Annotated in this window: 8 protein-coding genes; 4 read left to right on the forward strand and 4 right to left on the reverse strand. The window is 36.5% G+C overall.

Features of this window, described 5'->3' with window-relative positions:
- Positions 1 to 319: 319 nt before the first annotated feature.
- The 3 genes from FUA24_RS15010 to FUA24_RS15020 form a co-directional block, all read right to left on the reverse strand.
- Positions 320 to 952, reverse strand: a complete 633-nt coding sequence (locus FUA24_RS15010) for a hypothetical protein (protein ID WP_148543743.1) — start codon at positions 950 to 952, stop codon at positions 320 to 322.
- A gap of 80 nt (positions 953 to 1032) precedes the next feature.
- Complete coding sequence (locus tag FUA24_RS15015) at positions 1033 to 1599, reverse strand: Crp/Fnr family transcriptional regulator (RefSeq protein ID WP_148543745.1); 567 nt, start codon at positions 1597 to 1599, stop codon at positions 1033 to 1035.
- A gap of 30 nt (positions 1600 to 1629) precedes the next feature.
- Positions 1630 to 3243, reverse strand: coding sequence for a tetratricopeptide repeat protein (locus FUA24_RS15020; protein WP_148543747.1), 1614 nt, complete (start codon positions 3241 to 3243; stop codon positions 1630 to 1632).
- A 156-nt stretch (positions 3244 to 3399) separates the two neighbouring features.
- Here FUA24_RS15020 and FUA24_RS15025 point away from each other — a divergent pair, with 156 nt between their 5' ends.
- Both FUA24_RS15025 and FUA24_RS15030 read left to right on the forward strand, forming a co-directional pair.
- A complete protein-coding gene (locus tag FUA24_RS15025) occupies positions 3400 to 4818 on the forward strand; it encodes a sulfatase-like hydrolase/transferase (protein ID WP_148543749.1) in 1419 nt (472 codons plus the stop codon).
- An 11-nt stretch (positions 4819 to 4829) separates the two neighbouring features.
- Positions 4830 to 6836 carry a beta-L-arabinofuranosidase domain-containing protein gene (locus tag FUA24_RS15030; protein WP_148543751.1) on the forward strand — a complete coding sequence of 669 codons (2007 nt, stop codon included), beginning with the start codon at positions 4830 to 4832 and terminating at the stop codon, positions 6834 to 6836.
- Here FUA24_RS15030 and FUA24_RS15035 read toward each other — a convergent pair.
- Positions 6826 to 8040 (reverse strand): helix-turn-helix domain-containing protein, encoded by a 1215-nt coding sequence (locus tag FUA24_RS15035; RefSeq protein ID WP_148543753.1) that lies wholly within the window; start codon positions 8038 to 8040, stop codon positions 6826 to 6828. The genes FUA24_RS15030 and FUA24_RS15035 overlap by 11 nt on opposite strands.
- A 122-nt stretch (positions 8041 to 8162) precedes the next feature.
- Here FUA24_RS15035 and FUA24_RS15040 point away from each other — a divergent pair, with 122 nt between their 5' ends.
- Positions 8163 to 11402 (forward strand): DUF1553 domain-containing protein, encoded by a 3240-nt coding sequence (locus FUA24_RS15040; RefSeq protein WP_148543754.1) that lies wholly within the window; start codon positions 8163 to 8165, stop codon positions 11400 to 11402.
- A 9-nt stretch (positions 11403 to 11411) separates the two neighbouring features.
- Complete coding sequence (locus tag FUA24_RS15045; RefSeq protein WP_148543756.1) at positions 11412 to 12860, forward strand: DUF1501 domain-containing protein; 1449 nt, start codon at positions 11412 to 11414, stop codon at positions 12858 to 12860.
- Positions 12861 to 12906: the final 46 nt, after the last annotated feature.

The following is a 12906-nucleotide window of genomic DNA, read 5'->3' on the forward strand; positions in this document are numbered from 1 at the left end:
TAAAAGCTATTAATTATTCTAAGGGCGGAATATTAGGAATCGAAGATAGGATTTTTTTTACTAATTAACTAGTTTGATTGTCAAAGGATAAGAGTTTTGAAGTCGAAATTCCAAAAGCACTTGCAATCCTTTTTAACATAGAAACTCCTTGCTATTCGAAGTTTGTAACTTCGAACAATAATTAAATAGGCGATAAACTTTGCCTCAAATCAATCTATAAAGCTGAAAGAACTTCTCTAAACAGCAAACTAAAACAGCAATGGCAGGTGTTACCAACATTAAAAACCCCATCAAAGACGGGGCTTTTTTAATTTCCTAACTACTTACTCCTAATTAACAATACAGCACTACTTAAAATCCAAGCGGCAAGACTAAAAGTAAACACTCTAAACCCAGTAAGGTTGGTAAAAATAAAACCAGTAAGAACCCCAAACACGGCAAAAGCAATGAGGAGAATGCCAAAATAGCCAATCCATTTATGTAAAAGGTTTGAACGCACAATAATGATAGAATACAAAAGAATAGCCAAACAGCATCCTGTCATAAAAATATAATCCAGAGGTTTATTAATAGCAAAACCATAGTACACAATAGGATCAACAACAGCTCTATTAGCGTCTAAACTATCGGCAAACTCATTTAAGAAATAAGGTAAGGTAAGGCCGTTAATTAAGGCAGCAAACATAACGGCCACAAAACCAAAACATAGAATAATAAAAGCTAAAACCGCTATTTTATTAGGCGTTAGAAGTTTAAGCGTTAAGCCATAAAATCCAAAGGTGATAATAGGAATAGAAAAAATAGCCAAGGCATGTGTAATTGTAATCTGGTTAGAGATTTTAATGAGGTATTCTAAACTGCCACCATGCGGATGCATAACCATTGTGGCAATAATAAGTAATGAGCCCAAAATAAGGGAAATACCTGCGGTTTTGTAAAATTGATGTTCCATATAATCTTTGATTTTTAAATTGAAAATCAAAGATCTTGGATATCAAAGCTTCAGTCACTTGATTGAAATCAAGAACGGACTTAACTTTTAAAAAAACGATGTCTAACACGGCTAAGCGTTTCTGGTGTAATCTTTAAATACGACGCAATGAGCTTTAAAGGGAATTTCTGAAGTAATTCCGGTTTATGTTCCTGTAAATACACGTATTTTTCATCAGGAGACAGGTTGTTGTCAAAGAAATTAAGTCTAGAACTTACTTCTCCAAAAGCTTTTCCTAATTGAAGAAAGGATTGCGATTTAGCTATCAACGCATGAATAGATTCAATACTAAGTTCATAAATGAGGCAATCATCAAAAGCTTCAATATACAGGTTAGAAGCTCCGCGAGACGTAAAGCTGTCTTTGTCTATAACCCAATCATGAGCAATATTTAAATCTAGGACGTTTTTTTCTAAATCCGTATCAATTTTATACTGGTAAATGGCGCCTTCAACAATATAAATGAGCGAAGAACAGACATCACCAGGTTTTAGAATAAAGTCATGTTTTTTAAGCTGTTTAAAACTAATTTCATCCTTTAGAAGCACGATCTCTTCTTCAGAATACACACCAGATTTTTCTATAAACTTTGGGCTAATACGATCCACAACCAAATGACTTTAACGCCTGTAAAGAAACTAATTTTTTTCCGGAACTACCTTGGCAATATAATTAGATAAGCTATCCTGTCGTTCAAGATTCAGTTTCTTTCTTACCCTAGAGCGTGCTGTATGCACACCATGCGTTGAAATAGCTAAAATTTCCGCCATTTCTTTACTATCAAAATTAAGTTTAATAAGCGCGCAGAGTTTTAAATCGGTCGACGTTAAATCAGGATGAAGCTTCAATAAACTTTCATAAAACTTATTGTTAATTTGTGCAAAGCGAAGGTTAAAATCGTCCCACAATTTCTTGTTGCTCTTTTTGTATTTACTACTAAGCTCCTGATGTTTTTTAGGGTCGCTACCCTTTAAAGCAGCCAATAATTCTTTTACCGAATGTTCCTTCTCTATAATCTGAAGCGCATTAGCTGTTAATTCTTTGTTCTTCACTTCTAAAATAGCATCGTTCTTTTCGTGAATAACAGACTGCTCATAGGCCATCTTTTTCATTCTAGATTTTAGCCTATAAGTAATTAAAATAATAACAGCTAAAACCAATAAAGCGCCAATGAGTAATTTAAGTCTAAAACTAGCCTTGTCTTTAGTTTCAAGCAAGTTGTTTTGAGCGGTGATTAACTCCTGTTGCTTAGATAAATCTTCCTGGTACTGGTTCTTAATTTCAAATAACTCCTTGTTGTGTCGGCTTTGGGTATTAAATAAACTATCGGACATAAATTTGGCGCCCTGCATAAATTTAAATGCCTTGGAGTAATCTTTTTTAGTAAAATATAACAGTGCTAATTTTTCTAAAACATCAGGTTTAATTTCATGATGTACCATTAACGAATCAATAGCCTTTAAAGAGCGCTCGTAATAATACATGGCACTATCTTGTTCGCCTGTGGCCAGTTTTAAATCGGCTATATAACTGTTGGCTTTAGCTTGATAGCCGAAGGTGCGGTCTTCAAAAAAAGAAATAATATTGTTTAAATACGATTCGGCTTTTAAATAATTCCCTTTTTGCGTGTAAACATAGCCATAAAGGGCATCGGCATAATGGTGTCTTTGGTTAGAAGACGTATCAATATAGCAAGAATCTAAGTAGATTAATGCCGTATTGTAATCCTTCATTTTAATGTACTGGTTGGCAATACTAAAATAGGCCGCAGATAACTTGCCTAACGGATTTTTTGCCGAGTTATGAAATGACTTTCCAGTTTTTAACCCTTCATTTAAATAATGCAGCGCCAAACTATCTTTTCCGTAGTTACCGTAAAGCAGTCCTAATTTTCTATAAAGTTTTAAAAGCGGACGTTTATCTTTTACGGCTTTATATTTTGATAAGGTGTTCCAAGCAATGTCAAAAGCCTTGTTGTAGTTGCCAGAGTTTTGCTCAATATGTGCCAAACCTACCATGCAATGAATGTAATTAGCGGTGTCTTTTTCTTTTAAATATCTTGCCGCTTTATCTTTGAAATATCGAACCGCTTTTCCCTGATCTCTCATGGATAAAGTAAACCCTTCCTCAGGAAAATTTTTAATAGAAATACCAGTAGTATCTATAGTTTGTGCATATAGATTATTAAGAAGTGCAACTTGAAAAACAAGTAATAATGTAAAACTTAAATAGTTTAAAGCGTTGGTTTTCATGTTGTTTTGTTCATTAAATGCGGTTTGGTCTTTTGGTAAAATGCACTTTAAATGCAGTGATTAAAAAACCATATGTAGTTATAATGTATTTATCTCTTATCTGCTTTGGTTGTAAATATAGTAATTTGTTCTACTCAAATTAAACAAATAAAAGACATGAGGAAATTACTAATGTTGAACCTTTTAGTGGCGGTAACATTGCAGCTAAATGCACAAAGGAAAACATCTAAACATGAGCAACCAAATGTAATTGTAATTCTTGCAGATGATTTAGGCTGGGCAGATGTAGGATTTAATGGTAGTACCGATATTCCAACCCCAAATTTAGATATGTTGGCCAGAGATGGTGTAAGCTTTACAGCAGGTTATGCCACACATTCGTACTGCGGTCCAAGTAGAGCTGGTTTATTAGCGGGGAGATACCAGCAGCGTTTTGGGTGCGAAAATAATATAGGTAAGGGCTTTGAAGGCCCTGTTATGGGCTTACCATTGGAACAAACCATACTGTCTGAGGTATTACAAGATAATGGTTACCAAACCTGTGCTATTGGTAAGTGGCATTTAGGACATACCCCAGAATATTGGCCAAACAACAGAGGTTTTGATGATTGGTTTGGATTTTCAGGAGGTTCCAGAAATTATTGGGGAAAATCTTGGGAAAAGAGTTTTACTACTTGGCATCAAATTATGCGTAATGGACAACCAGAACCGCTAGAAAACCTAAGCTATTTAACAGACGATTTTTCAAAAGCAGCGGTAGAGTACATTGATACGTATAGCAAGTCTAAGAAGCCATTTTTTATGTATTTGGCCTACAATGCACCTCATGCGCCTATACAAGCCACAAAGGCATATATTAATAATGTAGACCATATTGAACAAGGCGAAAGAGCTGCTTATGCAGCAATGGTATCAGGAATGGATGTTGGTATCGGTCGGGTTATTGAAAAGCTAAAGGAAACTGGCGAATACGAAAACACACTTATCTTCTTCTATAGTGATAACGGCGGACATGGTAAAGGGTCTAGTCAAAGTCCGTACCGCGGACAAAAAGGACTGCTATTTGAAGGCGGTATCCGTGTGCCATTTTTAATGTCGTGGCCAGCAGGATTTAAAGGCGGAACGCGCTACGAAGCACCAATAATAGGTTATGATGTTTTTGCAACGGTTATAAACGCAGCAAACATAGATTATAAAAAAGCAGATCAGTTAGACGGTGCTAACCTATTGCCTTTTGTAAAAGGTGAAAAAACTACAACACCACATAATAAATTGTTCTGGCGTTATTCTGATGGCGCTGGATATTGTGTGCGCAAAGGCAATTATAAATTGGTAAAAGAGGAAGTTAGAGGCGAACGCTTTTTATTTGATTTGAAAAACGACCCCTACGAACAAAAAAACTTGCTTAAAACCATGCCTGAAAAAGTTGCAGAATTACAATCAGATTACGAAAATTGGAATAAAGATAATGTAGGCAATTTGTGGCCAGATCCGCATCTGCCAAACATTCATAAAATGAAAAATGCCCGCGAGCTAATTATGAAAAAAACGAGCGGAGGAGAAAACAATTATTAAATCGTTCTAAAATGAGTTTAAGACATATTTTATGTTTCGTAACGGTTCTTAGTGTCTTTTTTAGTTACGCACAGACCGAAAGTACCAGAGATTTAGCTTCAAACGAATTTGTGCCTGAAGGTTGGGTAAAGGAGTTTTTAAACCGCCAAGTTCAAGGATTGGGAAGTCACCCAGAAGAAAGCGGGTTTCCTTTTAATACCGGAATGTGGACTGAAAATATGGATTATAGAGATCGTGAGTTTTCAGGTGGAAGTGATTGGTGGCCGTACGAACAAACGGGCTATTATTTAGATGGAATTTTACGAGCAGGATATATGTCTGGCTCCTCTAAATTGTTAAACAAAGCTGATATAAACTTAAACCACATTCTAGCTAACGTTGATGAAAACGGTATGTTACATGCTGGAAACTTAGGCGAAGTACGCGAAGAATGGCCTATGGTGGTTATCATGCGTATGTTTATTGAAAAGTATAAAGCTACCGAGAATCCAGAATTACTAAACGCAATCGATAGGCATTACAAAGCAGTTTATAATTCTGAAGAAAAATTTGATGTGGCAGATATGAGCGGATTCGAAGTGCGTTCCGTGTTACATGTTGAGCTACTAGGTGCAATGTACGGACTTACTAATGATGTATGGTACATTGAAGCTGCTGAGAAGCTGTATGCTGCTTTTCAGCAAAAAGCTTCGGAAAGTGTAAAAGGAAAAAAGAATAAAGGCGTGTATAGTATTTCTGCAAATGGAATGAATGAAGGGTTGCGTCCTGGTGGACATGCGGTAACTTATCACGAGTTTCTAAAACTTCCAGCAGTGCTTTACAAATACACAGGCAAAGACACTTATAAAACCGCTTTTTACAAGGCCTATAAAATGTTAGAAGAAGACCACGAATTGGCTGATGGCGGATATGCAAATCATGAAGGGTTGGCTGGAAAAGGGTCAAACGAAGCCACAGAGGCCTGTAGCTTAATCGACTTTACATGGAGCACAGGATGGTCGCTCTTGGCTACAGGAGATCCTATGTTTGCAGATAAAATGGAAAAGGTACTTTATAATGCCAGCTTAAGCCTCCTTTCAAAAGATTTTAAGGCTTATCAATATTATCAAAAGCCTAATTTAATTACTAGTACAAATGCCTCAAGTTCTTATAATGATGATGTAAAATGGGGCGCTGTGGCCAAAGGGCGCCTTTGTTATCGTCCAGGGCATGATACCGAATGTTGTGCCGGAAATATCCATAGAATGTTGCCAACCTTTATTAATCGTTCTTGTACAATTGATAAAAACGCCGTAAAGTTGGTCTTGTATATGCCAGGAACCATCAATACGCCCCTAGAAAAGGGCAATTTTAGCTTTACACAAGAGACCAATTATCCATTTGAACATCAAATAAAAATTACCATCAATGAAGCACCAAAAAGTAAAATCGAATTTGGCTTAAGAATACCAAAATGGGCGGACTATTATAGTATTAGGTTAAATGGGAAAAACTATGCTTCAGGCTTAGAACATACTGTATTTAAAACGCTAAAACGCAAATTTAAAAAAGGCGATGTTGTAGAACTAGCATTTAAAACAACGCCGAAAATTGATGATAGACAAGGTGGGTTGGCAATTAACTACGGCCCTTTAGTGTTTTCCTATCCTATAGAAAGTATCGTTAGAAAAAGTACATTTGATTCAGGAGAAAAAAGTAGTGTGGAATTCCCGGCCTATGAGCATTTTCCAAAAGCCATAAGAGATTCTGGTTGGGCATTGGCTTTATCGGCAAGTTTAACCGAAAAGGATATTGAAGTAGTGAAAACCAAAACAGATGGCTATCCTTGGGATATTGGAAATTCGCCAATAACATTAAAAGTAATGGCGAAGAAAGTTACCAATTGGCACCTGAAAAATTGGGTAGAATCTACCTCTTACCCAGATGCTGTTGAAACAGGAGAAGCTGTTACGGTTGAGCTGTCGCCCGAAGCAACAACCATTTTGAGAATTACAGAGTTTCCAAAAGCTAATTTTTAAATAAGCTAGAGGGTGTTTTTTGATTAATGTCTAAAATCGTTGGCGTAAGTTCCATGCGGTCAATGCCTTTTACTTCAAAAAGTACCTCGTAATATTCGGGAATGCTTCCAAATTTAGTTAGCATGTCAGCTTCTAGTTTGGCAAGGAGGTTTTCGTCCGTAAAATATTTTAGGCTTTGAGAAGCACCTGTATCCCAAATGCCGCCAAAAAGGTAAATGTTATTACTGTTAGACCCCGGTATTTTCATAATAATACCATAATCTGTATGGTATGCATTAGGGTCGCCAAAGGGTTTTAAAAGTTTTTGGGTATGGCTACTATCGGTATAAACAATGCCATCACGTTTTGGGTCGTACGGAAAGGCAGTTGTTTCTGTGTAGTCTCTAAACAAACCAAAAGTTTTAATCATTCCTAAGACTATAAAATCACCATCTTGAAGCGCCTTAGGATTAAAGCGAGCCATATTCCTAACGGCAAAATCCTTGTTACTTTTTGCAAAAATATGACTCAAATCTTTTATCCAAAGGGCACTATTATAAATTAAGAAGGTATAATCTGCAGGCTGAAAACTTACCTCAGAGGTTTCATTTAACAATTTAAATTCCTCAAACTCCTCTAAAGAATTTACTCTAGAATTTCGCGTGGTTTTATAGGCTTCAGATAAAGAATCTAGTTCTTCGTAAAGGAATAAATCGCCAATCACAACGGTTAAAGATTGGTCTTGAGATAAGAGGTCTTTCCATAATTTAGATGTAGCTATTTTTGATGTGTCATCAGAATTCTTAAAGGCTCTTATATTGAAGAATAATGAAATTATCAGCAATAAAAGAATAGAAGCCATAACCGTTTTAAACGGAAATACTTTTTCTTTTTTTGGGCTTTCAGATTTTCGGTCAATCAACAATACCTCATAGCTCCCCTTTGGTATTTTTAAAAGTTTTTTATCCTCTTTTCCTTCGTTCCTATAATAATTTTCTAGCTTCTTTCTAAGGTTGTAAACATAAACCCGTACCAAAGTACTTTGAGCAGGGTCAAAATCTGTTTTTCCAAAAATATCAGAGGCTATAGTGGTTTCTTTGGGTACGTTTTTGTTTAAAGTGCAATCCACCAAATAAGCCAATAAATTAGCATAGGTGCGCGATCTCCCAAAAGACTTACTGGAAGTAATTTGCTCAACAATCTCTATGTAAACGTCTTTTTCCACTTAAAATTTACCACAGATTTTAAAGGTAATAAATAATTTATTAACAGTTAATAAAACAGTTTATTCACTTATTAACTGTTAAAAACGATACATATATTTGAAACATCAGGTAATTTACAGGTATGAGAAACAGCGCATTAAGCTTAGTGATGTTAATGGTGGTTTACGGTTGTGGATATAAAGCTCCAGACCATTTAATTCCATCGTTTGAAAGCACCCCAAAGGTGGTGGATTTTAACTATCATATAAAACCTATACTGTCCGATAAGTGCTTTGCATGCCATGGACCAGATGCCAACAATCAGAAATCTGACTTAAGATTGGATACGCCAGAGCACGCTTATGCTGCTTTGGAAGGAGGAGAACTTCATGCTGTTGTACCAAAACATCCTGAAAAAAGTAACCTTGTAGATAGAATTTTAACTGAAGATGCTTCCGAAGTCATGCCGCCTCCTGATTTTAACGTGGCGCTTAGTGATGAAGAAAAAGCGTTATTAATAAAATGGATAGAACAAGGTGCCGAATACAAACCACACTGGTCTTTTATAAAACCAAGGAAAACGAAACAACCTAAAATTAAACTTAAGGAATGGCCCACTAATCCTATCGATTATCATGTTCTGAATAACTTAGAAGACCATAACCTGAAACCATCTGCACGCGCAAAGAAGGAAACACTAATAAGACGTTTATATTTTACCTTAACAGGATTGCCTCCAACTGTAGACGCTATTCAAGCATTCGTGAATAGTAATTCGGAAGATGCTTATGAAAACTTAGTTGATGAATTATTAATGTCTTCTGCATATGGGGAGCGCATGGCAGCCAATTGGATGGATGTGGCAAGATATGCCGATAGTGATGGTTATCTTGATGATAAGCACCGAGATTTTAGTCCGTATAGAGATTGGGTTATTAATGCCTTTAATCAAAACCAATCTTATGAAGAATTTGTAACCAAACAATTGGCGGGTGATTTATTACCAAATGCCAATGTTGAAACCGTATTGCCAACAGCCTTTAATAGGTTGCATAAGAAAAACTCTGAAGCGGGTATTGTTTATGAAGAGTTTAGGGCTGAATATGTAGCAGACAGAACTGCAACGATGTCTAAAGCATTCTTAGGACTTACTGTAGAATGTGCCCGTTGTCACGACCATAAATACGATCCTATTAGTCAAAAAGACCATTACAAATTAGCGGCATTTTTTAATAGCACCAATGAAATTGGCACCGCTGTTTACGGACCAGATCAAACACCAGGACCATCTTTACTCCTTACGAATAAAGAACAGGAAGATGTTATTAAATTTTTGGAGCAGCAAATTGGAGAATCAACCCACAAATTAAAGACGATACTTGGTCAAGGAAATTCCGACTTTAAGAACTGGCTGCAAACTGATAAAGTGGAGATTCAAAATACCATAACAAAAACGATTAAAACACATGTAGTTGCAGATTGGTCTTTTGAAACATTCCTAAAAAAGGAAAAAAACAGTTATAATATACCCGGTTTAAATAATGGTGGAATAGCAACTGCTAATGACCCTGTTATAAAAGAAGGTGTCTCTGGGAAAGCACTATTTTTAAATGATTTTACAGCATTTAAACTGCCAAAAAAAATAGGATGGTTTGATCATACAGATCCTTTTTCAGTACGTCTTTCCATCTTTCCAGATAAAGTATATGAAGATGCTATGGTGTTTAACCATTGTGAAGATATTCGAAATGGATATAAAGGGTATTCTCTTCATTTAGAGGAGAATCACTTAAAATTTATTATTGCCTTTTCGTGGCCATCTAATGCAATTCAGGTAACTTCAAAAGAACCAATAACCGGAAAGGAATGGGCCAATGTAACGGTGTCCTATGATGGTTCTGGGAAAGCGGAAGGTGTGCATTTGTATAAAAACGGAGAAGAAATTCCAGTTGAGGTTGATATTAATAACTTATATAAATCCATACTTTTTAAACCCAATATACATACCTATGGTTTTCGAGGGTTTAGAATTGGAAGACGAGATGGTATGAAATCTTTTGTAGATGGCGGCATTGATAATCTAAAGATTTTTGATAAGGCATTATCAGCCATTGAAGTCACATATCTTGAAGACAGAAAAAGATTTTATTCGCTATTAGCGAATAAAACATCAGAAGAAAGCAAATCGGTCTTGTCAGAGTTTTACTTTGCTAATTTGCACAAACCAAGTAATACCGAAAAGCTAAAGTTGCAAAGCCTTAAAAAAGCGCTAACGCAACATTTAGATAGTATTCCAGAAATTATGGTCTTAGGAGATATCCCCGAACCAAGACCAACTTTTGTTTTAGATAGAGGGCAATACGATGCACCAACCGATGAGGTATTTCCTGGGGTGCCAACAGCTGTTTTACCATTTAATAAAGACTTACCTCAAAATAGACTAGGGTTAACACAATGGTTATTTGATAAAGACAATCCTTTAACTGCTAGAGTTTTTGTTAACCGAATTTGGCAAATGCACTTTGGTAGAGGTATCGTTGAAACTGCCGATGATTTTGGAAGCCAGGGAAGTCTACCGTCCAACCCAGAACTTTTAGATTATCTAGCCGTTAGTTTTATGGAATCTGGATGGGATATAAAAGCATTGCACAAACAAATTGTAATGTCTGAAACCTACAAGCAAAGCTCAAAAACAACTGAAAAGCTATTAGAAATAGATTCTGATAATGTATTGTTGGCACGAGGGCCAAGTTTTAGATTACCAGCTGAAATGATTAGAGACAACGCGCTTTCAATTAGTGGATTACTTTCCAATAAAATAGGAGGGCCAAGTGTATATCCTTATCAGCCAGAAGGTCTTTGGGACGAATTAAGTAATAAAAAGTGGCGTTATAAGTATTTGCAAAAACCAGGAGAAGGTTTATACAGAAGAAGTCTATATACCATTTGGAAACGCACTTCGCCACCACCAACAATGAGCATTTTTGATGTGGCAGACCGCGGGGTTTGTGCAGTTAAGAGAAGACAAACAAGTACTCCTTTACAAGCATTAGTATTACTAAACGATCCACAATATATTGAAGCTGGACGCGTATTGGCAGAAAACTTAATTGAGCAATTTCCAAAAAACATAACAAAACAGCTCAATACTGCATTTAAACTGGGCACAGGAAGAACCCCTCTAGATGGAGAGCTGCAAGTCCTAACGAAATTTTACAAGGATGAATACGAACGGTTTGAAACCAACGAAGCCAATGCTATAGCGTATTTGAATATAGGGGAGTCTCCAATAAGACATACCAAAAATTATACTGAAACAGCGGCTTTGGCAACTGTAATCAATGGAATTTTAAATACAACGGATGCTTATACACTTAGATAAAACCAAACTATGGACGACATAAAAAGACAACTACAATTTGCAGAAACCAGACGCGGATTCCTAAAAAAGGCTTCTTTGGGCTTTGGTTCCATAGCATTAAGCTCAATGTTGGCGCCGTCTTCGGCTTTTGCCAATAATGTGCTATTTAATGATGGTAAATTGGCACCTCATTTTATGCCAAAAGCAAAACGGGTTATTTATCTATTTCAAAGTGGTGCGCCATCGCAAATAGAAACACTAGACTATAAACCAGCATTGGCCAAATGGCATGGTAAAGAAATACCACCATCCGTAAAAGGTACTCAGCGTAACTCTGGCATGGTTACAGATCAATCTACCTTTCCTTTGGTACAATCAATTTTTAACTTTAAACAGTATGGGCAATCAGGCGCTTGGATGAGCGAGCTCTTTCCATACACGGCACAGGTAGTTGACGATTTGTGCATTATTAACTCCATGTATACTGAGGCTATAAATCATGAACCTGCAGTTATGTTTTTACAAACAGGTTCCCAATTAAGCGGTCGCCCCTCAATTGGATCATGGCTAAGCTATGGTTTAGGTAGTGATAATAAAGATTTGCCAAACTTTGTAGTGCTGGTTTCTAAAGGCGGTGGTTCGCAGCCATTAAGCTCGGCAGCATGGGGTAATGGCTTTTTACCTTCGCACCATCAAGGTGTTCAATTTAGATCTGGTAAAGATCCTGTATTGTATTTGAATAATCCTCATGGCGTTCAAGACAACGACCGTAGGCGTGCTCTAGATTATATAAAAGCTTTGAATGATCAGCAATATAGTTTATGGAACGATCCAGAAATACAGTCCAAAATCAATCAATATGAAATGGCCTATAAAATGCAAAGTTCTGTACCTGAAGCTGTAGATACCAAGGAAGAACCAGATCATATTTATAAGTTATATGGAGAAGATGCTCGTAAACCAGGAACATATGCCGCAAATTGTTTACAAGCAAGAAGGCTAGCAGAACGTGGTGTTAAGTTTATACAGTTGTACCATACAGGATGGGATCAGCATGGAAATTTACCTGGAGGTATAAAAAGACAAGCTAGAGATACAGATCAGGCCACAGCAGGATTAATTCAAGATTTAAAGCAACGCGGATTGTTAGAAGATACCCTTGTAGTTTGGGGAGGTGAATTTGGTAGAACCAGTTTTTCCCAAGGAAGGTTAACAGCCAAAAGTTATGGTAGAGACCATCATCCAGGATGTTTTAGTATGTGGATGGCAGGCGCTGGTGTAAAAGCAGGAATGGTATATGGAAAAACAGACGAGTTCAGTTATAATGTTGTGGAGAATCCAGTTCATATTCACGATTTTCAAGCTACACTATTACATTTATTAGGTATAGATCATGAAAGATTAACCTTTAAACATCAAGGAAGACGATTCCGTTTAACCGATGTACATGGTCATGTTGTAAAGGATATTTTATCATAAGTATTATGGAAAGACGCACATTTATCAAATCATCTACAAAAGCTAT

It is taken from the genome of Seonamhaeicola marinus, assembly GCF_008085455.1.

Coding starts and splice junctions, on each gene's coding strand:
- FUA24_RS15010 (WP_148543743.1), bottom strand. CDS start 952: ATGGAACATCAATTTTACAAAACCGCAGGTATTTCCCTTATTTTGGGC.
- FUA24_RS15020 (WP_148543747.1), bottom strand. CDS start 3,243: ATGAAAACCAACGCTTTAAACTATTTAAGTTTTACATTATTACTTGTT.
- FUA24_RS15040 (WP_148543754.1), top strand. CDS start 8,163: ATGAGAAACAGCGCATTAAGCTTAGTGATGTTAATGGTGGTTTACGGT.
- FUA24_RS15030 (WP_148543751.1), top strand. CDS start 4,830: ATGAGTTTAAGACATATTTTATGTTTCGTAACGGTTCTTAGTGTCTTT.
- FUA24_RS15025 (WP_148543749.1), top strand. CDS start 3,400: ATGAGGAAATTACTAATGTTGAACCTTTTAGTGGCGGTAACATTGCAG.
- FUA24_RS15045 (WP_148543756.1), top strand. CDS start 11,412: ATGGACGACATAAAAAGACAACTACAATTTGCAGAAACCAGACGCGGA.